Raw genomic sequence first — 26,764 nt, 5'->3', positions numbered from 1 at the left:
TAAAACGTTATATTTTGTTGCTTCCATTATAATAAACCATTATTCATTATTAGTCGTTAATTATTCTCATTTTATTTAGCGACGTATCAGCGATATTTTATGTCTATTTCGTATAGGTGTTAGCAAGTTCGTTTGCAAATTTGTTAGCAAGTTCGTTTGCAAATTTGTTAACGCTTTTTATATTTCTTCTATTACATACACTTTCACAAACACATCATACTTAGCTGCTAACTCTTCCAGTTTTCCCCGCTGTATTTTGTGACTGTAAAGAAATTCATGACTGGCATCTTCCCGTTATATTTCTGCTTATATATTTGTGTGAACTCTTCATACTTTTTTAACTTCTCTTCATTCACTTTCATTTTCTGTGACCGATCTACTTCGACTCCATGAAGTATCCCTTCTTCGTCACGAAATTTCACATCAGGAATATAAAAAATACGTGATAACATTGAAATCATCATTCCAGATGAAATAAAGAAAGAACACGAAAAAAGAATAAAAGAGAATGGAGATAGCTCATCCTCAAAAATAAAAATAAAAGCCGTAATTAACGACTTTTATTTTTTGGCACCAAACTATTCTTTTGTTAAAAAATTATTAATTCACTTTAATATATTCATACCACCACTTACCACCTGGTCGAGTATCCATCCACCAAGTGATTTTATCTAGTTCTGAATTAGGCAATACCTCAGTTTGGATATAAGCAAGACCTGTTAATGGATTAACAACAACTTTTCCCTTTGTTCCTCGTTCAACCATAGCTTGAATCGCTTCATTTAGATAGTTTGTCCCGAATTCACCAGACTTAACATATTGATATCCACCATTAGAACCGCCGTTTCCTCCACCATCCCCAACAGTTTGTCCCGTTAGAGCATATACGATAGAATTTGCGATTTTATCAACATTCCATTTAGCCATGTCGGATTCGTTATCGATGAATCCTAATTCGATAAGAATAGCTGGTGCTTTAGTTCCATTCAATACGGCTAAATCAGTACGTTGTTTCGCACCACGATCACGCCATCCAATATCTTTTGCTAGTTGAGCTGAGATTTTAGCCGCCAGCTCTTTCTGATCATAATACAGAACTTCCACACCCTGCCCATTCCCATCACTTGAATTAAGATGAAAAGAAACAACCAAATCCACATTATGGGAATTACTATTACGAACGATATTATTTAAATTTTGCGCTTGAGTGCTTCCTACTTCGTCTGTATCATCATAGACTGTGTGTCCTAAAGCTCTTAACTTAGCTGCCACCGCATCTTTCACCTGACGGTCCATAATATGCTCTTTTCGATTTCCGGAATTAGCCCCTTGTACAATACTGTTGTGCCCTCCGTGTAAACTATAACGTGTCATTATTCAACATCTCCTTTCTTATTATCATATTCAGAACTTGTCTTATTGCTCTTGCCACCTAAAATTTCAACTGCATTCGTTAGTGCTGAAGGTAGCGGAATTCCCATACGACCAGCGTTTTCTAAAAGTGAAAGCAACTCATTTCCGATAAAAAATTGTCGCTTCACCAATAGCACTATTACCTCCAAGTGCTGTACCTAATTGGGTTTCCACTCCACTCAAAAGAAAAAGCACCACCTTTTTGGCGATGCCTTTGAAGCCAACTTTACTTTTTAACCTGCACACAGGACGTTCAATGCTCCGTAAAAAGCACCTGTATCTACACTGTTTATTGTTCCCAGTGTAACCGTATTCCCTTAATCATTTGTACCTCCGAAAACAGTAATGATATCTGCGTCATCGGTCATGTTTGCATATCTTGTACAAATTGGCCGGTCGTGTCCTTCCCACACTGCTATACGAAACCCCGAAATACCATAGTAATTATATTATTAGCATTACTAATCACTTTCCAATAAGGAATGTCTGCATAATTTAGTGATGTAATACTATCCTATCTCCTAATACAGCCCATATTGTAGCAGAAATACCAATAGAAAGATGCGACATTCTTTTGAATATTTATTCGTTCAAGAAAAAAGCTATCCTTTTAAAAAAGGATAGCTTTTCCTTAATAAAATCAAAACTAATTGTTGCCTCAATTGTATGAAGGAAATGTTCTTTCGGAACTAACTCTTCTACAGAAACAGATACACGTTCGTCACAATGATTTTTAAAGCACCATCCTAAGAAATCTCTCTTTTTTTATCAGTGTTAACACATGAAAAGAAGTTCAGAAGAAATCGTTACTAAAATATTAATTTGTCTTTGAAATTCCGACTAAATTACAAAAAAAACAGGACATCCTTATGTTTATTTATTATGTTGAATATCTTCCTGACCACAAAAATGATGTTGAATGGTATAAAAAGGCAGGTATCTTCATATTTAACTTACTGCGCCTTTCCCCTTATTCGCTATTGTTATTGAAATTAAGGAAAATATAATTAGCGTTATGGAGATAACACCATAAGCTGCACCTTCAAACCCTCTCACTTCAAAAAAACCTTTATAAAACAGATACAATGCAGCGAATGTCCCTACAATACCTGGAACATTTTTTATTCCCCTAGAATCTGTCTGTTTTCTAAAAAAAACAGTTAACAATATTACAATTGCACCTACAAATACACCCAATCCAATCGGAGCAAAAATCATCATTTCATCATTCTCCTTAATTAACCTTATTTCGATTAATTTACCACGTAATATAAAAAAAGGGGGGCACTTATACCTATTCTTTGCCCATTTTCATTACAACCACGAAACAACTTCTTTTTATGTGTCAACACTGACGAAAAAAAGGGAAAGGCACAAAAATAGACTGTGGAGAAGACTTTCTCCACAGCCTGAAATACCTATCTTTGTAAACCTCGTTTATAACGACTTGCTTCAAATATAATACGCTCTTCATCTAATGTTTTACATTCACCATTCCAAACGACACGTTTACCATTAATAATTACATCGCTTATATCTTTTCCACTAGCTGCATACACAAGATGTGATAACACTTCATCTGCCGGTTGTAAATGTGGCTTATTAGATGGATCAATCGTAATAAAATCAGCACACTTACCAACCTCAAGTGATCCCGTTTGTTTCATACCAATTACTTCCGCAGCTCCTTTAGTCGCAAGTGTAAGAGCTGTTTCAACTGGTAGCGCTGTTGCATCTTGATGAATACCTTTTTGTAATAAAGTCGCTATACGCATTTCTTCAAACATATCTAAATTGTTGTTAGACGCCACACTATCTGTTGCAATTCCTACTTTTATTCCTGCTTCTAGCATCGCTTTTACATTCGCTATACCAGAACCTAGTTTTAAATTACTATTTGGGTTATGAGCTACTCGAACATCATGTTCTGCTAAAAATGCACGCTCATTTTCATTTAATACTACACCGTGCGCAATAACTGTTGGGCGTTTAAACAATCCGCAACTTGCTGCATATTCTACTGGACGCTTCCCATACTGTGCTTCAATATCACGTACTTCACGCTCTGTTTCAGAAAGATGAATATGAACCATCGTTTGATTTTCTACTGCAATACGAGCACACTCTTCTAACAGTTCTGTGGAACATGTATATGGACTATGCGGTGCAACCATCGTAGTTAACATACCACTTTCGTTATAGTAACGCTTCACATATTTCTCAGCTTCTTCAATTGCTTTCTTTTCATCGTCTTTCGTTCCGAAGCTAAATAAAGTTCTTGAAACAGCAGCACGCATTCCACTCCTTGATACCGTTTCCATAATTGCATCTTGGTCTACTCCAATAGGATTAAACATATCAGAGAATGATGTTGTACCACTTTTCACCATTTCAAGTAATCCTAATTCCGTGCTAGCGACCGCAAGCTCTGGCGTAAACTGACTTTCAAGTGGCCAAATTCTCGTCTCAAGCCATGGCTGCAATAACATATCATCTCCGATACCTCTCAAAAGGCTCATAACAACATGTGTATGTGTATTGACAAGCCCTGGTAAAACCCACTTTCCTTTCATGTCAATTACTTCATCTACTTCAAAATCGTTAGCGAATTCTCCGCTATTTACATCTATAATTTGATCATTTTCTACAATGATATATCCATTTTCTATCACTTCATTTTGTTCATTCATCGTTGCAATTGTAGCGTTTACATAAGTTGTTTTCAAAAGTATTTCCCCTTTCAACTCTATGAAGTTCCCTTTAATTAGTTACCACCATTATAGTAACTTATTGAAGATTAAGAGTCAAAAGATAATTTTAATTCTTTCGTTGTCTTTTCCTTCAAAATGCTATATTGTTTTTCATTTGTATCTGCAAATGCTTCTTCACGGCTCGACTTCATGTCCATATAGTTTAATGTTTCATGAAATTGGGTCCTAGTAAAATCATACCTTTTCCCATCTACTTTATTGTAGAAATGCCATACTTCACCTATCTTCGTCTTTATTATCTCTCCCCCGCACAATTCTTGGACAATAAGGGCCGTTACACCACATTGTCCCTTTGCTGGGCTTTCGCTCGTCCACTTAGAACTCGTTTCTATTGACCAAGATTTTCTTAATGCTTCATATAGTTGTTTAATCTTTATGCTATCCATATTCAGCATCTCCTGACATTAGCAATTTCACACATCATATTATAAAAGCGGTAAAAGGCAATCTTTAAAAATCATTACTATTTGTAACACCGTTCAATATATTGAACGGTGTTACAAATGATTTAATTCACCTTTGCTCCATAACATCTCGCAACTGCAACCGCCTGCGCTATATCTAATTTCACGTTTTTTAAATCAAAAGCTTTAAAATCAACTCTATCAACTACAGCTCCTCTTAAATCTGCTCCGCTAAGTTTTACCTTGCCTAATTGTGCGCCCGTTAAATCTGCTTCACGTAAGTCTGCTTTTTCTAAATTACATTCATATAAGTCAGCTTCAATTAAACGAATACCCTTTAACATTTGTTTACTTAAGTTCGCAAACCTTAAATTCGTATATGACCAATCGCCTGATATAATTGTTATTCCGTCTAAATTCGCCTCTTCGAAATCCGAACCAGTCATTTTACATTCTTCAAACTTAGATACAAATAAATTCGCACCAAAAAACCTACAATTAGCAAACGTAGTTCCTTGATGGATAGAAGCATTAAAAAGAGTACCAGTAAAATCACATTCTATGAAATTACAATTTTTAGTAAAAACTTCTGATGCATCTATCCCTCTAAAACGGCATTTTATAAAGGTACAATTTTTCAATTCCTCGTCTTTTATCCAGACATCTTGAAAATCTATTTCTACATATTCTTTATTTACAAATTCACTCATAATCAATCCTCCAATTTTTCAAAAAACCTCACTTCAGCATGAAGTGAGGTTTCTTCTTATACAATATGCTCATCTAACCATGAAATCAAATCTTGAAATACATCTTCTCTATTCACTTCATGGAACATTTCATGTCTACCATTTTCATATAAACGAAGTGTTACATCTTTCACACCACATTTTTTATAGTTTTCGTATACTTCTTTTACACCTTTCCCCATATCCCCAACAGGATCACGATCACCAGAGAATATATGTATTGGAAGATTTTTTGGTGTCTTCTTGTATTCTTCTATTTTATTTACTTCTAGAACTCCATGAAACAATTCTCGGTAAAAACTAGTCGTGCAAATGAATCCACATAACGGATCCGCAATATACTTATCAACTTGATGAATATCTGAAGATAACCAATCAAATTTCGTACGATTTGGCTTAAAGTGTGAGTTGAAGTTTCCGAAAGATAAGAAGTTCAGCATCGGACTTTTCGTTTTCTTTCCGCGAAGTTTCATCTCAATTGTCGCTACTTTATGACCGATACTTCCTAAAAGCCCTGGATTTCCACCAGTTCCTGAAATAAGGAATCCATCATATAATTCACCTTTAAGTTGTACAGCACGTCTTGATAAAAAAGAACCCATACTATGTCCAAGTAAAAATAACGGGCATGTCTGCTCTTCTTTTATCATTTCCGAAACAAAGATAACATCAGACACAGCCTGATTCCAACCTACATTTGGTTCAAAATGACCATAGTCTTCTTCCCTTTTCACTGTTTTTCCATGCCCTTTATGATCATGAGCATAAACACCATATCCTGCTTCTAATAAAGCATCAATAAATTCTGTATAAACACCTGCATGTTCTGTCATACCATGTGCAATTTGAACAATTCCCCGCGGATTTCCTTCTGGTAACCATTTACGCAAGTAAATTTCCGATTTATCCAATGCCGTAACGAAATTTTCCTGTATGCTCATTCCGACAGCCTCCAAATCTATTATGTATATCTTTTTTTATAATGAATAAACATTCATTATTCTTATTATGTATTATATGCAATTGCTTTCATTATGACAAATGATCTATTTTTCCGATTACATATTAAACTATTATCTTGACGAATTTAAAATAAAATTATATAGTTACTTACATAAAGTAATTAATATATTTTTAGGAGGTTTTAATCATGATGCCCTCACTATTTTTAGCACATGGATCACCTATGCTTGCTATTCAAGATACAGACTATACACGCTTTTTAAAGACACTTGGAGAAACATATAAACCGAAAGCTATTGTTATTTTTACCGCTCACTGGGAAAGTGAAGTATTAACGATCTCCTCTTCAGATGAAGTATATGAAACAATTTATGACTTTGGAGGTTTTCCTCCTGAGTTATACGAAATCAAATATCATGCGAAAGGCTCTTCTAGCACTGCGTCTATGCTAGAAACAAAATTTAAAAACAAAGGCATTCCAGTCCATCATAATATGACGAGAGGTTTAGATCATGGTTCATGGACACTCCTGCATCGTATGTACCCAGAAGCCAATATTCCTGTCGTACAAATATCAGTAAATCCATTCCTTCCTGCAAAAGAACAATTTGAAATTGGAGAAGCACTAAAAGGACTTGGACAAGAAGATATTTTAGTAATCGGCAGCGGAGTTACTGTTCATAATTTACGAGCATTAAAATGGAATGAAACAACTCCGGAACAATGGGCGATTGAATTTGATGATTGGATTATAAATCATATGCATACTAGCGATAAAGATGCATTGTTTAACTGGGAAAGAAATGCTCCTCATGTACAATTAGCTGTACCAAGAGCGGAACATTTTGTTCCTCTATTTATCGCGATGGGTAGTGGTGAGAACGACGGTACGGTCATTCACCGTAGCTACGAGCTTGGTACATTAAGTTATCTTTGCCTTCAATTTTAATGAAAAAGGATGAAGCAATATTGCTTCATCCTTTTTCTGTTTTTCATTCACATAGTTAACTAACTTCCAAATGTCGTTTCTCTGATACCTCTTCGTTCTTACTATGAAAATAAACCCAAATGCACGCAATAAATAATAGTGATGATGTAGAGAAGAAAACATATTGGAAGCCTGCATGAGCTGCAATTTGTCCACCAAGTACTGGCCCAATCATATTTCCTAAAAACTGAAACGATTGATTATATCCAAATATTCGTCCCGTTACATGGGTTGGCGTATGTTGTTTTAGTAGAGTTTGTACGGAAGGTAATAGTCCTGCTTGTGCAATACCTAATAAAAAGCGAAGAATTAATAGTTGCCAAGCTGAGGTTACAAATGCTTGCGGAATAAAAATAATTCCTGCAGCAAACAACGCTACAACTAACGTTTTTTGAGGTCCAATATGATCTGATAATCTTCCTAGCTTAGGAGCTGCTAAAATAACTGCTAATCCTGTCGCAGACATGACTGCACCTGCAAGCATTTCAATATGATCTGTTCCTGGTCCTGCCAAATGCTTTACATACAACGTAATAATAGGTTGAATCGACATATTTGCAAGCTGAATAATAAACGTTGCTACAAATAAACTTATTATTAAATGTTTTGCAGGGACCATCGTCCATACTTTTTTCGGCTGTGCCTTTTTTTCTTTAGCAGAATGTTTCTCCTCATGTAAGAAGAAAAAGACGATAAGAAAGGACAGGAATAAGAAAGCTCCTGTAACTAGAAAAACATGGCGCATTCCGATTAACTCTGACAAATAACCTCCGAGTATCGGCCCAAGTAATGAACCGCTCACGCCTCCAGTTGAGATTGTAGAAATTGCCCAACCTGAATGTTCTTGCGGAGTTTCTGCAGCAATAAGTGTCATCGCTGTAGAAAGGAAACCTGATACCGATCCCATTAAAAACCGAAGTGCGACTAATTGATACACATCTGTCACAAACCCCATAAGCGTCATAATTATCGCCATACCAAGGCTCGCACGTATAAGCATCAATTTCCGACCATGTATATCACCAAGCTTGCCCCATATTGGTGATACGATCGCACCCATTAAAAATGTCACACCAAATGCAAGTCCCGACCACTGTGCAATACTAGAAGTGCCGGTCACCCCTAATTCCTCAATATAAAAAGATAAAAAAGGAATTACTAAACTCATACCGGCTGCAGTGGTAAAACAACCTAGCCAACAAATCATTAAATTTCGTTTCCAGCTGGCCATTTTCACACCTTCTTTCATTCGATACCCATTCTACACCGTTTTCTAGAAAAAGTTTAGTAATTTGCTTTATACATAATAAAACTCTATCCCTTTGCATTCTTTGCAAAGGGATAGAGTTAATTATCTCCTATGGGTATTAAACGTGCATTACAGCATCGCTCGTAAAACTCAATCGGACCTGCTTGTCCTATAATTGCATACTCATATCCGCTTTTCTTCATGTTATATAAACAATGATTCAATAACGTCTTCCCAATACCGTTCACACGATTATGTTTCGCTGTACCCATCGGGCCAAACAACCCTTTCTTTCCTCTCACAACATCGTAACAAGCGAAACCAATGATTTCTCCTCCTTGTTCAGCAATAAAAATAGGTAACTCTTCTTTATATGTCCGAAATCCATAATCTAAAGATTTTAACCAACGCTCACCAAATTCATCCTTAACAAAACGTGCCAACTTTTCAAAATCAGAAGAAATCGCTTTTCTAATATTACAGCTTAAACTATTACAAATAGGATCAAATATTGTTAATGCAACCGTCAAGTCTCTTGGTTCAGATGTAATTTGCAATAGATCTTTTTTCATCTTTTCACTTATAACCTTATCAATAACTGTATCCCCTTGAAAAATTGCATATAAAACATGCCCTTCATTTATTACTATTTGCTGAAAACGTTCCATCCGTTTCTTCGCTACTTTTAAAACTTCTATCGTCTTATTTGAAACTTTAAACTCCCCAACATTTATGTATTCTATTTCATTTGCATAATATTGTTGGAGTAACGATATCTTTGCTAAAAAACCCATACCCACCGTGTGAAATAAATACATATGTAACTCCGCGCAAACTCCAGTACCTTCCTTACAAGCTCCTATAAATAGATGAACTGGATGGATAATACCTTTACTACACTCAGCCTCTTCTGCTGCAATCTCCAATATTTTATATGCACGTTTTGTAAATTGGAATTCCATCATCTATATCCCTTCCCCTAATGACTTATTATCAAACCATAACCGTATATAATAGAAACAATTACTCCAACCATTAATATGCCTGGAAGTAAATTTGCCACTTTAATTTTAATAAATCCAAGTAAGTTTAATCCGATTGCGAATATCATAATACCGCCAGTAGCCGTCATTTCCACTATAAATTGATTCATTAATTCTTTTGGAACAAAACTATTAATTTGTGTTGCAAAAACTGCAATACCTCCCTCATATAAAATCACTGGAATCGCTGAAAATACTACGCCAATTCCTAGAGTTGTCGTTAATATAATAGAAATGAATCCATCGATAATCGCCTTTGTAAATAAAATATCATGATTTCCGCGAATCCCACTGTCCAATGCACCAAGTATCCCCATCGCTCCGATTGCAAAAATAAGCGTGGCTGTTACAAAGCCTTCTGATATGCTCCCTTTCCCTTTCGATCCAACTTTATTTTCTAGCCAATCCCCTAACAGTTTTAACCTTTCTTCTAATTGTAGCCATTCTCCGATTACCGTACCAATAACTAAACTTAGTATGACAACAAGAAAATTTTCACTTTTTAATGCCATTTGAAGTCCAAGTACAGTAACCGCTAAACCAATTGCATGCATAATTGTTCCCTTCATACTTTCTGGAATCGCACTAAATAATTTACCAAGTAAAGTACCAAATATAATACAAATCCCATTTACAACTGCTCCTAATATAACCATTTCTCATTCTTCACCCTTCGAATTCTTTATTTCTATATTTTGGTTTATACATTGATTTACAGGTTACCTATATGTTAACGTAATATTGTGAATATTGACAAACGTTTTTCACTACATAACCCGCTATTTTTTTGTAACTATACAAAGACCGATTGCCTTTAGTAGATTCATTATTAATCTAATTGCGGGATAAACTCAAAAGGGAAGGTATTTATGAAAACTTTACTAAAACGATTTCTGTTAATAGCCTTTTTCATTACACCAATTGTTTTATTAATCAACTACTCTTTTATTTCAAAAGCGAAAGACAAACCTGATATGCAAAACAAATCTAGTAAAACAGCTTCAAAAAGCGAAAAGAAAACCGAAGACCCTGAAATCACACTCACCTTCTCTGGTGATACAATGTTCGATTGGCAATTACGTCCCGTAATCGAAAAAAATGGGGCTGATTATCCATTCCAACACGTAAAAGAAGAAATAACGAAAGCTGATATTTCTTTTGTTAATTTAGAGTCAGCATTTACAACGAGAGAAAAAAGAGTACCTGGGCAACAATTTTGGATTAAAAGTGATCCATCCACACTACAAGCCATTAAAAACACCGGATATGACATCGTGAACATTGGCAATAACCATACGCTTGATTATGGGCAAGATGGACTACTAGACACCATTTCTCACGTCGAAAAATTAAAACTACCTTACACTGGAGCCGGAAAAAATGCTGAAGATGCTTATACTGCTCGTGAACTAACTGTAAAAGGAAAAAAGTTTAAATTTCTTTCCTTTGTACGCTTTATGCCCAACTTTAATTGGGTAGCTGGTGACAATAAACCCGGCGTTGCAAACGGATATGACCTAGATCTTGTAACAAAAACGATTCAAGAGCAAAAGAAAGATGCTGATTATGTCATCGTCTATATGCATTGGGGCGTCGAAAAATCTAATCGTCCAATAGAATACCAGAAACAATATGTTCCGAAAATGGTAGAGGCGGGTGCTGATGCAATCGTTGGAAGTCACCCGCATTGGTTACAAGGATTTGAGTATTACAATAAAGTTCCTATCGCATACTCGTTAGGAAACTTTTTATTCCCGAATTATGTAAATGGAAAGAGTGCCGAAACAGGCGTATTAACTTTAACCTTTAAAGGTAAGGATGTCCAAATGTCATTCAATCCTTACATCATTCGCAACAACCAAGTTTCTCCTGTAAATGAAGAAGAAAAGAAAAAAGCACTGCAATATTTACAAACGGTTTCAACTGATGTAGAAATTGATGATACTGGGAAAATAATAAACAAACGCAACTAAACAGCACGAAATTCATTTCTCTGTAACATACATTACGGGATAGGTGATGAATATGCTGAAAAACTTATTAGAAAATATAAGTCTGTTAGAAAACGTGTATAAAATATCTATAGCGATCCTGCTTTTATGTTCATTTTTTTCTGTTAGACTTCTAAGAAAAATAAAGCGAGAGAGAAAACTTACTCCCTTTGAATTTACAATGTATGTAATCATTCGTATTGCAATACTTTTTTGGTTAACTAGCTTTATCCTTCTTGAATATGGAGCGTATTTCGTTTAACTTTCAAAGAATAAAAAAGATAGAACAAGCAGGATTTCCCTCCTGTATCTATCTTTTTTATTTCAAGTAGAATTGTATGTTAACTCTTTTCTTTTATTAAATAAGTAAATCAAACAGCACAGGATTTTTATTAAGCTCCACGAATTGAATGTTATTTTCTTGAAAACGAGTAATTAAAGCTTCATAGTCTTCCTTATGCTTTAATTCTACCCCCACTAAAGCTGGACCATTTTCTTTATTATGTTTCTTAATATACTCAAAGCGAGTAATATCATCTTCCGGTCCTAATCCTTTATCAAGAAACTCTCGTAGTGCTCCTGAACGTTGCGGAAATTCAATGATGAAATAGTGCTTTAATCCTTCATGAATAAGGGATCGTTCTTTCATTTCTTGCATTCTATCAATATCATTATTTCCACCACTTAACGTGCATACAACTGTTTTTCCCTTTATTTCATCTCTGTATAGATCAAGTGCCGCAATAGAAAGCGCACCAGCTGGCTCTGCTACAATTGCATTTTTCTTATACAGTTCTAAAATCGTCGTACAAACCTTTCCCTCTGGTACTAAAACTATGTCATCAATTACATCTTTACATGTTTCAAAAGTTAACTTTCCTACCTTCTTAACAGCTGCTCCATCAACAAAACTATCAATCTTTTCTAATGCAACATTTTCATTTTGAAGAAAAGCTTCTTTCATAGATGCAGCTCCCATCGGTTCTACACCGATTACCTTTGTAGTAGGACTAACCCCCTTTACATATGTACCAATACCAGATGCTAATCCACCACCGCCAATTGCTGTAAATATATAATCAACTGGTTTCTCCATATCATGCATAATTTCAACAGCGACTGTTCCTTGACCAGCAACGACATACGGATCATCAAACGGATGTACAAATGTCATCCTATTTTCTACACAATAGCGCTGCGCCTCTTGGAAAGAACTATCAAATGTATCACCAACTAATACAATGTCTGCGAAATCACCACCGAAAAATTCAACTTGTGATACTTTTTGCTTAGGTGTCGTTGTCGGCATGAAAATTTTTGACGGAATCTTCAATAAATTACACGTATAAGCAACTCCTTGTGCATGATTACCAGCACTTGCACAAACAACACCATTTTGTAACTTTTCTTTCGGTAAACTTTGAATTAAATTATACGCACCACGAATTTTGAAAGAACGAATAACTTGTAAATCTTCTCGCTTAACATATACGTCACATTCATATTTCTCAGATAAAACTGAATCTCGTTGTAACGGTGTTTTAATAACGATATCTTTCATGCAATTATGAGCCATTAAGATATCTTCAATTTTCACTCTCTCCTTTACATTTTGCACCATTTTATATCATCCTTATCTCTTTTTATATTGGCTCAATCAAAATTCGGGATTTTCAGAACTGCACCTGTATTCGCCGATGTTACCATTTGTGCATAACGTCCAAGCCACCCAGTTTTCACTTTTGGTTCTGGTCGTTTCCACCCTTTTTTACGCTTCTCTAATTCCTCATCACTAACTCTCACTTCTAACAAGCGTTCCTCAACATCAATACATACAATATCTCCTTGTTCAAGAAATGCAATCGTTCCGCCAGCTGCTGCTTCTGGTGAAATGTGCCCTACCGAAATACCACGTGAAGCACCAGAGAAGCGACCATCAGTTAAAAGTGCAACATCTGCTCCTAATCCCATACCAGCAATTGCTGATGTTGGTGCTAACATTTCCGGCATACCAGGTCCGCCTCTTGGTCCTTCATAGCGAATAACAACTACATCTCCTTTCTTAACTTTCCCAAGCATAATGCCGGCAAGCGCCTCATCTTGTGAATTAAAAATAACGCAAGGTCCTTCAAATCGTTTTACTTCTGTTGCTCCGCTTTTAATAACCGCTCCGTCTTTCGCAAGGTTTCCTTTTAATATACGTAATCCTCCTTCTTCACTATGAGGATTTTCTAGAGAATGAATAACTTCCTTATCTTGAATCTCTGCATGAGCAATGTTTTCTCTTAATGTTTGCCCAGTAGCAGTTATACGATCAAGGTGAAGTACCCCTTCTTTTCGGCTCATCTCTTTCAAAATTGCACTAATCCCGCCTGCGCGATCGATATCTTCCATATGCCAATTAGAAGCTGGACTTACTTTACATAAATGCGGTACACGCCTTGAAACTGCATCAATGCGGTTCATATCGTAATCTAACCCCGCCTCTTGTGCTAGTGCTAACGTGTGTAATACTGTATTCGTTGATCCACCCATCGCCATATCAAGTGCAAACGCATCATCAATTGCTTCTTCTGTTACAATGTCGCGTGGTTTAATATCTCTTTCAATTAAAATTTTTAATTTTTCTGCTGCTTGTTTAATTAACTCCTCACGTCTTGGATCAATCGCTAAAATACTCCCGTTACCAGGAAGAGCTAAACCTAACACTTCACATAAACAGTTCATAGAGTTCGCTGTAAACATACCGGAACAAGAACCACAAGATGGACAGCCATGATCTTCAATATCCTTTAATTCTTCTTCTGAAATTTTCCCAGATTGATAGGCTCCTACCCCTTCAAAAACAGAACTTAAATCGACAACTTCCCCTTTAGATGTTTTCCCCGCTGCCATCGGACCACCTGAAACGAAAACAGTTGGAATGTTTATTCGAAGTGCAGCCATCATCATACCTGGTGTAATTTTGTCACAGTTTGGAATACAAATCATTCCGTCAAACCAGTGTGCATTTACAACCGTTTCTACTGAATCTGCAATGATTTCACGACTCGGAAGCGAATAACGCATACCGATATGACCCATCGCAATACCGTCATCTACTCCAATTGTATTAAATTCAAATGGAACCATGCCTGCTGCACGTACTGCTTCTTTAACAAGTTTCCCAAACTCATTTAAGTGCTTATGACCTGGAATAATTTCAATAAAAGAATTACAAATTGCTATGAATGGTTTATCAAAATCTTCATCTTTTAAACCAGTTGCTTTTAATAAACTACGATGCGGAGCTTTATCAAAACCTTTTTTAATCATGTCACTTCTCATCTTGTCAAATCCCTTCTTACACATTTTTTCTCTTACTTAATCTATTTTTTAAAATAAAAACTCTCACCTCAGCAATCAACTACTACTTAATAGTAGCTTTGATTGCTGAGGCGAGAGTTTCGCGTTACCACTCAGCTTCCTTACACTTCTCACGAAATATAAGCTTTGTAGGTCCAACCAGACCCCCGTCCTTTTACCGGAGACGATACCGCCGCCCTCTACTCAGTTTCCCTTTCGCAAGCGATGCTCCGAGGTGATATTCAATGATTCGATGCTTACTACTCTCGCAGCCTTGGAGTAGCTCTCTGAAACGATCATAATCATCTACTTTCCTCTTCTTTGCATATACATAATATAAAGTCTGAAAATTCATAATTGACTTTTATTTGTTAAACGTATTATAGGACTTTGTTCTTTTCATTGTCAACATTTTTTTAAAAATTCATTTTTAAAGTTCAATTCATACACCAAAAGGTTGTTTATTTTTCTCAAAACAAAATTGGAATGAACTTCTTACACGTACTCATATATTACTTAAGTATGTTTGCTTTTCTACATAAAGAAAAACAACTTAAAACATATAAAAATTTCATGAGGAGATGAGGGAACTATGTTAAAAGGTAAAATAGCATTAGTTACTGGAGCAAGCCGAGGAATTGGACGTGCTATCGCAAAACGTTTAGCAAACGATGGTGCATTAGTTGCTGTTCATTATGGTAACCGAAAAGAAGATGCTGAAGAAACTGTTCATGAAATTCAATCAAATGGCGGATCAGCTTTTTCTATCGGTGCAAATCTTGAATCTTTACACGGTGTAGAAAACCTATATAATTCTTTAGATACTGAATTGCAAAAGCGAACTGGTGGAACGGAATTTGATATTTTAATAAACAACGCTGGAATTGGACCTGGTGCTTTTATTGAAGAAACGACTGAACAATTTTTTGATAGAATCGTTTCAGTAAATGCAAAAGCACCATTCTTCATCATCCAACAAGCTCTACCGCGTTTACGTGACAATAGCCGGATTGTTAATATCTCATCAGCCGCAACTCGCATTTCTTTACCTGATTTCGTTGCATATAGTATGACGAAAGGTGCAATTAACACAATGACTTTCACTCTAGCAAAACAACTTGGCGCACGAGGTATTACTGTAAATGCAATACTTCCAGGCTTCATTAAAACAGATATGAATGCGGAACTCTTGAGCGATCCAATGATGAAACAATATGCTACTAACATTTCAGCTTTCAATCGATTAGGTGAAGTAGAAGACATTGCCGACACTGCTGCATTTCTCGCTTCTCCTGATAGTCGCTGGGTTACTGGACAATTGATTGATGTTAGCGGAGGATCTTGTTTGTAAATTCATTTACAATAAAAAAGCCAGCAAAAATGCTGGCTTTTTTATTAGTGTGTAAAACGATATCCTACTCCCCAAATTGTTTCAATGTATGATTTATCAAATGGATCGAGTTCAATTTTTTGACGAATATTTTTCACATGTACAGCAACCGTTGCTGCATCACCAATTACATCCATCCCCCAGACAGTTTCAAAGAGACGATCTTTACTAAATACTTGGTTTGGATGTTCCGCCATACAAGTTAATAAATCAAATTCTTTTCCTGTTAACATGACCTCAGTTCCATTTATAAATACACGTCGTGCCGATTTATCAATAAGCAATCCTCGAATACGAATTTCATCTTTTATTTGTTCTCGCTTCCCTGTTAAACGATCATAACGGGCTAGATGAGCGTTTACACGCGCCACCATTTCACTTGGGCTAAATGGTTTTATAATATAATCATCTGCTCCAAAACCTAACCCTTTAATTTTATCGATTTCCTCTTGTTTTGCGGACACCATAAGTATTGGTATGTCCTTTTTCAATCGAACTTGTTTACATATTTCATATCCATCTATTCCCGGTAACATTATGTCTAAAATTAACAAGTCATAATCCTCCAGAAGAACTCTTTGTAAACCTTTTTCGCCAGAGTAATCAATATCTACTGTATACCCAGCAACCTCTAAATAATCCTTTTCTAACTCTGCTATAATAGCTTCATCTTCAATAATTAAAATTCTTTTCAAGATGCTCTCCTTTTTCTAATTGATTTTTTGTAATGTAAATGCCAGCGTCGTTCCTTTACCTTTTTTGCTTTCTACCCAAATATCACCACCATGTTGTGTGATAATCTGATGTGCAATTGACAAACCAAGTCCGCTTCCACCCGTTTTAGAATTTCTAGAATGATCTGCACGATAAAATCTTTCAAATATATAAGGCATCGCCTTCTCCTCTATTCCTATCCCATTATCTTTTATGTAAATCGTTACATAATCAATAGATTCGGTCATGCGAATTCCTATATATCCTTCTTCTTTATCCATATACTTCACACTATTCCAAATGATATTTGTAATAACACGACGTAATTTTTCACGATCACCTTTTACCAAAATAGAAGTATCCTTTTGAGCATCCCAACTCACTGCAATTCCCTTATCTTGCAATTCAAGCTGTAGTTCTTCTATACAATCAGATAAGTATTGATTAATTTCAACCTCTTCAAATTGAAACGGTTCCTCTTTCAAATCAAGTTTTGAAAAGAGAAAAAGCTCGTCAATTAATTGATCCATATCAAACACTTTATGATAAATAATCGTTAAATATTTATCTAATTGTTCTGGAGTTCGAGCGATACCTTCTTTAATTCCTTGTACATAACCTTTAATAGCCGTTATCGGCGTCCGTAAATCATGAGAAATATTTGAAAGCAACTCTTTACGATTCTTTTCATATTGCATTTGCAACTCGACCGATTCCTTCAACCTGCCACGCATCTCTTCAAACGATAAACTTAATTCACCTATTTCATCTTTCGCAAGTGGCTTTACTTGAAAATCTAAATCACCCTTTTGAATTCTTTCCGTTGCCTGCTTTAATGAATGCAATGGTTTAATAATACTCCGTGATATAAAATATGTTAATATTCCATTCGTAATAATTAACCCCAGTATTAAAGAGCATACGAAATACGGGAAAAATTCTCTAATCATTTCTTCTAAAGGATTTACATACTCAAATACAAAAATACTAACCTTATCCTTCTCTTCATCGTAGTAATCAAATTGCTTATAGTAAAAAGAATTACCCTCTATTTTCACATCCATTCCCTTTCTTTGTCCTTCCGTTTCAAATGTGGGTAGGTATTTATCAAACGAAGAGATTTTAAAATATGGGGATGAATATTTAAGCTCATCATTTTTTCGAATTAGTAATCCTGCTTGATTATCGTTTAATTCTTTATCAGTTTCCTTTAAAAAATTTATATCCTCCAATTTATCTGGAGCATACGATGAAAGAATTTTCAACCTACTAAAAATATCATCTTCATCTTCTTTTGTACGAATAGCTCCCTCCTGCTCTTTATCAATGAGAGAATGACTATTTTGATTAAGGCCAATGATTGCTTTTGCAATACGAATATCACCAAATAAAGTAACACTAATTAACATAACTGCTATACCGCAAAAAACGATTGGAATAATTACCATCGCAACATACGACAACAGCAATCTAATACGGATTGACATTACAGAACTCCTATGAACATTATAATTTTAGCTAGTTACAGAATTCACCGGAAACGAAACTTGACTCATCCAAATACCAGCTAATAATACGAGTATAGCTAGAACAATTTCTAAGAGCAATAAACGGCGATTAACTGTTCCGATATCGTTACCCCATGTTTTCGTTTGTCTCCATGCTACAATTGTAATTATACATACAGTAAGAATCTTTATATTTAAAAGGTTCGTCCATATTGAATTAAAATTAAAAAGTACCCAATTCCTTGTCTGTAAAAACACAATTAATTCCCCAGAAAGAAATGCTAGAATAAATGAAGTACCAGCAATAATGCTAAAATGCTTACGGAAACTCTTTTGATCAAATGTAATTTTGTATAATGTTGTCCACGCTATAACAAGAGCTAAATAAATAAGTGCTCCTAGCCACACTGCAATACTCATTACGTGGACCATTCTAATTATAACTGCTGCCCAATTTGGATTAGTAATCCATACATGACCTGTGAAAGAAAAACTCGCAACAAGAAATCCCCAAATTAGCGCATACCATTCGTTCCCCATATGCCGCAAAGACATAAGAACTAATAATAGCAGTTGAATCATAATAATAACTGAAAATGGCGAATGAATAAGTAAACTCTCCTTCGGAATAATTGACTTATACACTATTAATTCGGCTATTAATCCTATTACAAGTATAGAGAAAAAAATCTTTTTCATATTCTTCATTCTTTGCAATATGGAAGGTAATCTATAACGCTTTACAAACATATCGAGCCACTTTACTCCTGCTCCAATTAAAATCATTCCCTCTACAATATAGCGTAGTGTTACTATCATAACATCTGAAAATACTGAGCCACTCCCACTCGCATTTTCCTCTACCACTACATTAGTTTGTACTTCTTCTCCAATTGAAAAGGGATAGCCTCCCTCACTCGGATGTCCGTCTGCAGAAATCATAGACCACCTTACTGTGTAAGTACCATTATTTAAGTTTGGTATTTTCACTTTTATTTTTGCTGGGTTATCTAATATTTCAACCTTTGATACTTGCACTCTCTTTGCACTTGCATCTAGCAATTCAATATTAACTACATTTCCCGCAACTGGTTCACTAAATTCAAGAATAATCTGTTCCGGTTGTACTGTAAGAACCTCACCCTCTTTAGGGGTGGCTCCTACAACACTTGTATGAGCAAATACACTACTATGAGAAAATAAAAATATACTTGTACTTATTACAATAAATACTATCATTCTATAAAGCATGAAAACCTCCGTATTATTATTCTGGATGATTACCCGCGTGATCTCCTGTAGAAAACGGAGTAGTTACCCCCTCATAATTCATCATCGTATGCATTCCTTTTTCCGCATGAACGAGATGATGACAATGAACCATCCATAGTCCACTATTATTTGCCTCTAGAGCAATTTCATATTCTTCTCCCGGAAAAACATTAACTGTATCTAAGTAAATCGGACTTCCCTCCATTGGTTTACCATTTTTAGAAATAACCTGGAATGTGTGTCCATGCAAATGCATTGGATGAATTTCTTCCCCCTTATTTTTAAATCGAATCTTAACTTTATCCCCTTTCTCTACTTTAATTGGTGGAATGTCAGGTGATGTCTTTCCATTAATCGTATACACCCATTTTTCTTGTCCATTTACATCTTTCACACCTTCTGCCAAATCCATATCATAGACTTTTGTAAACTTTGAATCTATCGTAAACTTGCCAACTTCTTTTTCTCCATATTTCGTAAAGTCAAACCATGGATAACTCTTTATATCAACAGGTTTTTTCGGCAAAGAACCGTTCCCAATAGTCGTCGTTAACATTCGATTCATTTTCTTAGATGGATCAACATTAATAAGTTTTACACTCGTTGTTTCTGGCATTTTAAAAACAAGGTCATAACGTTGTGCAGCTCCCATCGGAAGAATTGCTTTATCTAGCTCGTCCCCACCTTTTATGTCACGACCATCTAATGCAATAATTTGAAATGGCGCCCCAACTAATGTCATTAAATGCGTATTATTCCCAGCATTAATTAAGCGAAGGCGTACTGTTTCACCTGGTTTTGCATCCAATCGTAGTCCCTCACTTGTATCATTTAATGTAAATACATCGTAATCATCTCCATCAGATAAATCTTTGAGTTGATCATTACTTGGCATCATTAACGGTCCTTCTAAAGTTTGCGCCTTTTCATTTCGAATATGATTGCTAGGATAGCTATCCCAATCTTTATCTTGTTCGCCATTATGCTTACGGGTTTTTATGGCTCCTGTTTTCCATTCATGGATCGCCACTGTATAATCCTTTTCATATTTTACAGCTGGTTTATTCGGTTCAATAACAATGGTTCCAAATAGTCCCCGTTCCGTTTGTATTGCACTTTTTTGATGTGAATGATACCAATATGTCCCCACCTGATCAGCATTAAATGCGTATGTATATGTTTCACCTGGTTTTATAGCATTTTGCGTAACACCTGGAACACCATCTACCGCCGCAGGAACATCTAATCCGTGCCAATGGATTGTAACCGGTTCTGGTAATTCATTTTTCAAATTTACAACAATACGTTCACCTTGTTTAACTCGAATTTGAGTACCCGGTGATGTTCCATCAAAGGTCCATGCATCTACCTTTTTCCCATTTCCCAAATCTACACTTGCTACTTTCGCCGTAATATTAAAAGTTTTTGTAACCCTTTTTTTGGCATTTGAATTCGTAAGAGATGTAATTGATTCTGAAGTAGATGTTACGTCTCTTAACTTCTTTTTTTCATTTGTACCTGGGTAATTATTAATTAAAAAATATCCGAAAATAACTAACCCTAATAGTAAGCACGCCGCAATCAATATATTTCTTAAATCACTTTGTATAAATTCCTTTTTCATATTAGTCTCTCTTTCATTTTTTGTTGTAAACTATTAATTTTCATACGTGGATTCATTGCCTATCACCTCACATATTCACTTCGATTTACATCATAACACTCAGAAAAAAAGAAACTTTGAAGGAATTTTAAAGACTTTATAAAGAAATATATTTCAATTTTTATTCACTTCTAAATCTTTTTTATTGCGCAATAAAACATTTTATATAATACTGTATAAAACATATATATTTAGGAGGATTACAGCAATGTCTGAAAAAACATACGAACTCGCAACCTTCGCAGGCGGTTGTTTTTGGTGCATGGTAAAACCATTTGATGAGCTTCCCGGTATTCAAAAAGTACTTTCCGGCTATGCAGGTGGTCATGTAGAAAACCCAACATACGAACAAGTAAAAACTGGAACATCTGGACATTTAGAAGTTGTACAAATTACATTCGATCCTTCTATTTTTCCTTATCAAAAATTACTAGATTTATATTGGCCACAAATTGATCCAACTGATGACGGCGGACAATTTTTCGATCGTGGTCCATCTTACCGCACAGCAATTTTTTATCATAATGAAACACAAAAAGAGCTTGCAGAAAAATCAAAGCAAACGCTAGCAGAAAGCGGTATGTTTAAAGGTCCTATTGTGACTGAAATTCGCTCAGCTGCACCTTTTTATGAAGCAGAGGAATACCACCAGCATTTCTATAAAAAGAATCCAGAGAAATATGCTACTGAGCAAAAAGAATCTGGCCGTGAAGACTTTATAAAAGAAAATTGGCAAAAATAATAATAAAAATGCATCGTACCTTTTAAGTACGATGCATTTTTATCTTTGAAAAAAGTACCATACAATGATGAGAACAACCGCTGTTAATGTCCAAAGTGCTATTTCATTTTTCACTCTACTTTTTTTCTTAGTCATTTCCTCTCCTCCTAATAGCAATACAACGTATTCAAGATTTCCTCTGTTTAATTGTCCACCTTATATACGTGAATACATCCTTACAAATTCTTATAACAAAACCACCGACGATTCCGATTGCAATTGAAATTACTAACATCTGTACAAAACTAAGAGTAGTTGTGTATGTTATGTAGATAACAATGCATACAAGTAAAACATCCGGTAAAGAAAGCAAAAACTTTTTAAGCATTTCTTCAGCTCTCCTATGCTTTATTTGTAATTTATACTTTCTACTGTAGCTTTGAAATAAAGTTTGTTCAAAAATTCCATTTAGACACTCATTTTACGGAAAAAGAATAAGAACCTCTTTTAAAAAGGGATTCTTATCTACATATCCTATTCCATAATTACTCATAAAATAGAATAATATTACTGGTGATTTATTGTAAATTATCTATCAACAAATAGTTATTAAAAACTATTTACCGGGCAATCGGATACTGCGCCAACTACCTACATCGCATTGACCGTATGTATTATCACCTACTGCTACCACCGTGCCATCTAATTTCAGACCGACCGTATGCGCACAACCCGCCGCTATCGCTACAATATCACGCCAATCGCTTACATTACATTGACCATACTCATTCCAGCCGACTGCCACCACGGTACCGTCTGATTTAAGTCCGATTGTATGATTCGTACCAGCTGCTATTGCCATAATATCTTTCCAGCTGCCTACATCACATTGACCAAGTTTATTATTACCCACTGCCATCACTTTGCCATCCGATTTCAAACCAACAGTATGAAGATAACCTGCCGCCAACTCCACCATACCACGCCATCCACTTACATTGCATTGGCCATATCGATTATTACCCACAGTCGTCACTGTACCGTCCATTTTAAGACCGACTGTATGCCAGTCACCCGCCGTGACCGCCACAATATCTCTCCAGCTACTTATATTACATTCTCCTTCTTTATTTCGCCCCACTGCTATTACTGTGCCATCCGGTTTAAGGCCAATGGTACGACGCCACCCTGCCGCAACCGCTACAACATTATTCCAATCATTTACATCACATTGTTCATGCTTATTCCAACCCACAGCTACCACAGTATTATCACTTTTAAGAGCGATTGTATGAGCGTTCCCAGTGTTCGTCGCCATATGAACATTGCCCGCAGCGACTGCTTCAATATCACACCAGCTGCTTACATTGCATTCTCCTTCTTTATTTCGCCCCACTGCTACCGCTGTGCCATCCGATTTGAGACCAACAGAATGACCACGCCCCGCCGCTATCGTATCTTTAGGCCACCGTTTCATTTTTAATATCTCTTCTTTCGGTGAAATGTAATTCATGTTTTACCTCCTTCAAAATAAGCAACTGTATCCAAATAGATATTTTTATCTAATTTCATTATAAATGACCCGACTTTTTTTATAAATTTACAGCTATAAAAGAAGCCTATTACTACTTCTTCAAAAAATAAAAACCTCCAGTTTAAATACTAGAGGTTTTTTCTTTATTTCTTCAATCGTTCAATAAAATCATTCAATTTATCAAGAGATTTCATATTCTGATTACAAGCTACACCATCTTTACAAATATAGTTTCCCTTTTTCACGAAAGTTCCTGGTATATTACCTTTAATTTCAACTAAAAACATCCCTACTTCTTCATGTCCATGACATAATGAACAAATGCTCTTTTTATTTAAACTTTGGAACGTTCCTTGCAGACCAACAAACTTATTTTTATCATTTTTCGCTATAATAAATTTCCTGCTTGACCCTTTATCAATCCAGCTTAAATAAGATAATTCTTTCATGTCCAGTTCTTCCATATCAGGAAGTTTTAATTTTTTCGCTTTAGGAAATAATTTTTTTAATGTTTGCGCTGTAACTTCCTGAAACGGAATGACATACGGATTTATTTTCAGTAAAAACGATTCTGCATCTTCTCTATTTTGAACTGTTAATACCGTATCAATTAACTCTTTCTGTTCATCTGTTAAATTTTCAAATACATGTATTATTTTTTCAATCGCAAGTGATTTTAACGCTTGAATTACACCTCTATCATTTGCCGTTGCGTGCCCATTTGCTAAAATATAAGCTTGTGATTTTATAAAATTATATTGATCACTTCTAATAAAAGCTTCCATCTTTATCACTCCATACAAATTGTTGATCTAGTCTTATTGTATACAATGATTCAGCTTTTTGATATGTAAAAGATAACTTAGAAATGAACATTACATACTCTGACTATGTTCTACCGAGGCATTTCCTGACAAAAGAAACCATCATCTGTTTTCCATTCTGCATATAATACATCTTCAAATTTAGTAATCCCTTTTTGCTTTATTTGTTTATAAAGCCATCCTTCATCAAAACCTGCTTCCCTCAAATTATCTTTCACTACTTTTCCATCACTAATTAATGAAATCGGTAAGTATACAGGTTTATGTTTTAAACTTAAATCATTTATAGTAGGAGATTCATATTTGCTTTTCTTCAGAACACTTATGTTTCCATTAGGTTCCAAAATCATATATTCAACTTCTCGGATTGAAAATATATCTTTTTGTTGTCTTAGCATTTGTTGTAGTTGATTAATATCCAAATGATTTGAACTTAGTTGTTCCCGGTCAATATATCCATTACGGATAATGATTGACGGAGAGCCTTCAAAAAAACTTCTCGTCCCCCTAAATTTTTGCGTTATCACTTCTATTGTATAAATTAACACTACCCATACAAGTACTGCATATAAAATAGACCATACTTTTATTTCCGGATCATATATAGTATTTCCTACTAATTCTCCGAGAACTATGGCAGAAATAAAATCAAATGGCGTTAACTGAGATATTTGTGTCTTCCCTAATATTTTAGTAGCAATCAATAGCACAAAAAAACCAAAAAATAGTTCTATCGTTATTTGTCCTAGATGATTCATATATGCTCACCTTTCTGCTTTTCACTCAAATGCTCTATATTCTATTTAGTAAAAAGCCGGCACATTTTTTCTATTATCTTGCCCATTCATATCCAATAGATACAAAACAAAAAGAGTCTAGTTCAATTTAATAATTGAACTAGACTCTTTTATTTTCATTTAGAATACACAATCTTTTTAATCGTTTCTCCGGAAAGAAAATGCTCCTCCGCAAGTTGATGAATGGAAATTCCACTTTTAAACGCTTCTTTAATAGCTTTGTTTCTTTCATCTAGTTGTTTTCTTCCTCCAGATTGTGTACCCCATTTATAATGTTTTGTTTCTTGTTTTGGAATGTAAATTGTTTCACCTTGTATATACTTTTGAATTTCAGCAATTAAACTTTCTGGTAAAACCGTCGCAGCTTTAACGTATTTCATTTCTGCTCGCCCCTTATTTTTTATGGTTCATTTCAATAAGGTGCAAAGCCAAATATAAAAAATGATACGAGCTCATTTAGGCGATTGTATATTACTTGTCTACCCCACGCAAAGTATCGCCATTTCCATACTTGGCTTTGCATGAGACGCTGCAGTGTCTGGCAATTGAATTATAATCGCCATATAAACACCTCCTAATATACCTTTTGCATTTTATTATATGATAAATTTCTTCCCCTTGCATCCACATCCTTTTTAAAGCACGAAGTTACTTAGTTTGATATAATACTTTTTAGTCCAATCCAAAAGTATAGTGAGGTTGCGTTATGAAAAAGAATATAATCATTACAATCGTTACATTATTCATTATTACTGTAGCATTATTCGGAACATACAAATTGATGAACGCAAGAAGTTTTCAATTGTTTGGAGGTTTAACAAACCGAGTAGAAACAAATGAAAAAGTGATTGCTTTAACTTTTGATGATGGCCCTACGAACAATGTAAAACAAATATTACCACTACTAGATACATACAATGCAAAAGCTACTTTCTTTTTAATCGGAAATGAACTAGAGAAAAACCTATCGTTAGGAGAAGATATCGTACAATCTGGACACCAAATTGGAAACCATACATACTCTCATAACAGAATGGTTTTCAAAACTCCTTCTTTTATTAAAGAAGAAATAGAAAAAACGAACTCGATAATCCGTCAAACAGGATATACAGATAAAATTGATTTTAGACCACCTAACGGTAAAAAGCTAATTGGTCTGCCCTATTATTTAAATAAAAACAATATCGAAACAATCACATGGGACCTTGAACCTGATACTTTTTATACATCTACAGCTGATAAAATTGAATATGTTAGTAAAAATGTAAAACCAGGTTCTATCATTTTATTGCACCCTATGTACGATGAATCTAATGAAAATCTGCAAACTATTGAAGGTATTTTAGACTCTTTATCTAAAAAGGGCTATCAATTCGTGACAGTAAACGAATTGCAAAAAAAAGCAAAATAAAAAGGTAGCGTATC

Annotated in this window: 26 protein-coding genes and 3 pseudogenes; 6 read left to right on the top strand and 23 right to left on the bottom strand. The window is 35.2% G+C overall.

The genetic code is table 11. From position 1 onward, the window contains the following. Nucleotides 1–177 precede the first annotated feature (177 nt). The 9 genes and pseudogenes from QCI77_RS09320 to QCI77_RS09285 form a co-directional block, all read right to left on the bottom strand. Nucleotides 178–431, bottom strand: a pseudogene (locus tag QCI77_RS09320) (replication-relaxation family protein); the annotation flags it as partial. A 169-nt stretch (nt 432–600) separates the two neighbouring features. Next, a complete protein-coding gene (locus QCI77_RS30915) occupies nt 601–765 on the bottom strand; it encodes an N-acetylmuramoyl-L-alanine amidase C-terminal domain-containing protein (RefSeq protein ID WP_369811979.1) in 165 nt (54 codons plus the stop codon). A gap of 99 nt (nt 766–864) precedes the next feature. Further along, nucleotides 865–1,374, bottom strand: a pseudogene (locus QCI77_RS09315) (N-acetylmuramoyl-L-alanine amidase); the annotation flags it as partial. Beyond that, nucleotides 1,374–1,650, bottom strand: a pseudogene (locus QCI77_RS09310) (phage holin family protein); the annotation flags it as partial. The pseudogenes QCI77_RS09310 and QCI77_RS09315, both read right to left, overlap by 1 nt. Nucleotides 1,651–2,361: 711 nt before the next feature. Further along, nucleotides 2,362–2,634, bottom strand: coding sequence for a hypothetical protein (locus tag QCI77_RS09305; RefSeq protein WP_353824800.1), 273 nt, complete (start codon nt 2,632–2,634; stop codon nt 2,362–2,364). 197 nt (nt 2,635–2,831) lie between these two features. Next, nucleotides 2,832–4,157, bottom strand: a complete 1,326-nt coding sequence (locus QCI77_RS09300) for a bifunctional S-methyl-5'-thioadenosine deaminase/S-adenosylhomocysteine deaminase (protein WP_002141279.1) — start codon at nt 4,155–4,157, stop codon at nt 2,832–2,834. 53 nt (nt 4,158–4,210) lie between these two features. Next, the gene (locus tag QCI77_RS09295) at nt 4,211–4,570 is read right to left on the bottom strand and encodes a YunG family protein (protein ID WP_002086281.1); all 360 of its coding nucleotides are present in this window, start codon (nt 4,568–4,570) and stop codon (nt 4,211–4,213) included. 122 nt (nt 4,571–4,692) lie between these two features. Beyond that, on the bottom strand, nt 4,693–5,298 hold the full coding sequence (locus QCI77_RS09290; RefSeq protein WP_002031189.1) for a pentapeptide repeat-containing protein: 606 nt from the start codon (nt 5,296–5,298) through the stop codon (nt 4,693–4,695). A 56-nt stretch (nt 5,299–5,354) separates the two neighbouring features. Further along, nucleotides 5,355–6,278 carry an alpha/beta fold hydrolase gene (locus tag QCI77_RS09285; protein ID WP_002086283.1) on the bottom strand — a complete coding sequence of 308 codons (924 nt, stop codon included), beginning with the start codon at nt 6,276–6,278 and terminating at the stop codon, nt 5,355–5,357. Between the two features lie 209 nt (nt 6,279–6,487). Here QCI77_RS09285 and QCI77_RS09280 point away from each other — a divergent pair, with 209 nt between their 5' ends. Further along, nucleotides 6,488–7,249: a DODA-type extradiol aromatic ring-opening family dioxygenase gene (locus QCI77_RS09280; protein ID WP_113769373.1), complete on the top strand. Its 762-nt coding sequence runs from the start codon at nt 6,488–6,490 to the stop codon at nt 7,247–7,249. A 55-nt stretch (nt 7,250–7,304) separates the two neighbouring features. On the opposite strand, the gene QCI77_RS09275 is transcribed toward QCI77_RS09280, so the two are convergent. The 3 genes from QCI77_RS09275 to QCI77_RS09265 form a co-directional block, all read right to left on the bottom strand. Further along, entirely contained in the window at nt 7,305–8,519 is a 1,215-nt protein-coding gene (locus QCI77_RS09275) for a multidrug efflux MFS transporter (protein WP_002086285.1), read from the bottom strand. Between the two features lie 116 nt (nt 8,520–8,635). Next, nucleotides 8,636–9,502, bottom strand: coding sequence for a GNAT family N-acetyltransferase (locus QCI77_RS09270; RefSeq protein WP_113769374.1), 867 nt, complete (start codon nt 9,500–9,502; stop codon nt 8,636–8,638). 14 nt (nt 9,503–9,516) lie between these two features. Continuing rightward, complete coding sequence (locus QCI77_RS09265) at nt 9,517–10,236, bottom strand: DUF554 domain-containing protein (RefSeq protein ID WP_000236011.1); 720 nt, start codon at nt 10,234–10,236, stop codon at nt 9,517–9,519. Between the two features lie 213 nt (nt 10,237–10,449). On the opposite strand from QCI77_RS09265, the gene QCI77_RS09260 reads away from it, so the two are divergent. Both QCI77_RS09260 and QCI77_RS09255 read left to right on the top strand, forming a co-directional pair. After that, nucleotides 10,450–11,553, top strand: coding sequence for a CapA family protein (locus QCI77_RS09260; RefSeq protein ID WP_002141275.1), 1,104 nt, complete (start codon nt 10,450–10,452; stop codon nt 11,551–11,553). Nucleotides 11,554–11,605: 52 nt separating this feature from the next. Continuing rightward, a complete protein-coding gene (locus QCI77_RS09255) occupies nt 11,606–11,833 on the top strand; it encodes a hypothetical protein (RefSeq protein WP_012260734.1) in 228 nt (75 codons plus the stop codon). Between the two features lie 96 nt (nt 11,834–11,929). Here the strand turns inward: QCI77_RS09255 and ilvA are convergent, their stop codons facing one another. Both ilvA and ilvD read right to left on the bottom strand, forming a co-directional pair. Beyond that, a complete protein-coding gene (gene ilvA, locus QCI77_RS09250) occupies nt 11,930–13,192 on the bottom strand; it encodes a threonine ammonia-lyase IlvA (protein WP_002012149.1) in 1,263 nt (420 codons plus the stop codon). A 32-nt stretch (nt 13,193–13,224) separates the two neighbouring features. Then, nucleotides 13,225–14,898, bottom strand: a complete 1,674-nt coding sequence (gene ilvD / locus QCI77_RS09245) for a dihydroxy-acid dehydratase (RefSeq protein WP_353824799.1) — start codon at nt 14,896–14,898, stop codon at nt 13,225–13,227. Nucleotides 14,899–15,508: 610 nt separating this feature from the next. On the opposite strand from ilvD, the gene QCI77_RS09240 reads away from it, so the two are divergent. Then, nucleotides 15,509–16,267 carry an SDR family oxidoreductase gene (locus QCI77_RS09240; protein ID WP_002141274.1) on the top strand — a complete coding sequence of 253 codons (759 nt, stop codon included), beginning with the start codon at nt 15,509–15,511 and terminating at the stop codon, nt 16,265–16,267. 44 nt (nt 16,268–16,311) lie between these two features. Here the strand turns inward: QCI77_RS09240 and QCI77_RS09235 are convergent, their stop codons facing one another. The 4 genes from QCI77_RS09235 to QCI77_RS09220 are packed head-to-tail and all read right to left on the bottom strand — an operon-like array spanning nt 16,312 to nt 21,424. Beyond that, nucleotides 16,312–17,001, bottom strand: a complete 690-nt coding sequence (locus tag QCI77_RS09235; protein ID WP_002031197.1) for a response regulator transcription factor — start codon at nt 16,999–17,001, stop codon at nt 16,312–16,314. A 15-nt stretch (nt 17,002–17,016) separates the two neighbouring features. Next, nucleotides 17,017–18,507 (bottom strand): sensor histidine kinase, encoded by a 1,491-nt coding sequence (locus tag QCI77_RS09230; protein ID WP_353824798.1) that lies wholly within the window; start codon nt 18,505–18,507, stop codon nt 17,017–17,019. A gap of 27 nt (nt 18,508–18,534) precedes the next feature. After that, nucleotides 18,535–19,779: a copper resistance CopC/CopD family protein gene (locus QCI77_RS09225; RefSeq protein ID WP_328068755.1), complete on the bottom strand. Its 1,245-nt coding sequence runs from the start codon at nt 19,777–19,779 to the stop codon at nt 18,535–18,537. 16 nt (nt 19,780–19,795) lie between these two features. Further along, nucleotides 19,796–21,424, bottom strand: a complete 1,629-nt coding sequence (locus QCI77_RS09220) for a multicopper oxidase family protein (protein ID WP_002141270.1) — start codon at nt 21,422–21,424, stop codon at nt 19,796–19,798. 247 nt (nt 21,425–21,671) lie between these two features. On the opposite strand from QCI77_RS09220, the gene msrA reads away from it, so the two are divergent. Beyond that, the gene (msrA, locus tag QCI77_RS09215) at nt 21,672–22,205 is read left to right on the top strand and encodes a peptide-methionine (S)-S-oxide reductase MsrA (protein ID WP_044440446.1); all 534 of its coding nucleotides are present in this window, start codon (nt 21,672–21,674) and stop codon (nt 22,203–22,205) included. A 166-nt stretch (nt 22,206–22,371) separates the two neighbouring features. On the opposite strand, the gene QCI77_RS09210 is transcribed toward msrA, so the two are convergent. The 5 genes from QCI77_RS09210 to QCI77_RS09190 form a co-directional block, all read right to left on the bottom strand. Then, entirely contained in the window at nt 22,372–22,572 is a 201-nt protein-coding gene (locus QCI77_RS09210; protein ID WP_002141267.1) for a hypothetical protein, read from the bottom strand. A 228-nt stretch (nt 22,573–22,800) separates the two neighbouring features. After that, nucleotides 22,801–23,697 (bottom strand): RCC1 domain-containing protein, encoded by an 897-nt coding sequence (locus QCI77_RS09205; RefSeq protein ID WP_353824797.1) that lies wholly within the window; start codon nt 23,695–23,697, stop codon nt 22,801–22,803. A gap of 164 nt (nt 23,698–23,861) precedes the next feature. Next, complete coding sequence (locus QCI77_RS09200; RefSeq protein WP_002012159.1) at nt 23,862–24,503, bottom strand: FusB/FusC family EF-G-binding protein; 642 nt, start codon at nt 24,501–24,503, stop codon at nt 23,862–23,864. 110 nt (nt 24,504–24,613) lie between these two features. Further along, nucleotides 24,614–25,300, bottom strand: a complete 687-nt coding sequence (locus tag QCI77_RS09195; protein ID WP_002126773.1) for a DUF421 domain-containing protein — start codon at nt 25,298–25,300, stop codon at nt 24,614–24,616. Nucleotides 25,301–25,455: 155 nt separating this feature from the next. Next, nucleotides 25,456–25,719, bottom strand: coding sequence for a CD3324 family protein (locus QCI77_RS09190; RefSeq protein WP_002012161.1), 264 nt, complete (start codon nt 25,717–25,719; stop codon nt 25,456–25,458). A gap of 326 nt (nt 25,720–26,045) precedes the next feature. Here QCI77_RS09190 and QCI77_RS09185 point away from each other — a divergent pair, with 326 nt between their 5' ends. Then, nucleotides 26,046–26,750, top strand: coding sequence for a polysaccharide deacetylase family protein (locus QCI77_RS09185; RefSeq protein WP_016103126.1), 705 nt, complete (start codon nt 26,046–26,048; stop codon nt 26,748–26,750). Nucleotides 26,751–26,764 lie beyond the last annotated feature (14 nt).

Source organism: Bacillus cereus group sp. MG9, assembly GCF_040459995.1.
In the GTDB taxonomy this organism is placed as follows: domain Bacteria; phylum Bacillota; class Bacilli; order Bacillales; family Bacillaceae_G; genus Bacillus_A; species Bacillus_A mycoides.
This window is presented reverse-complemented; position numbering and strand designations above follow the sequence as displayed.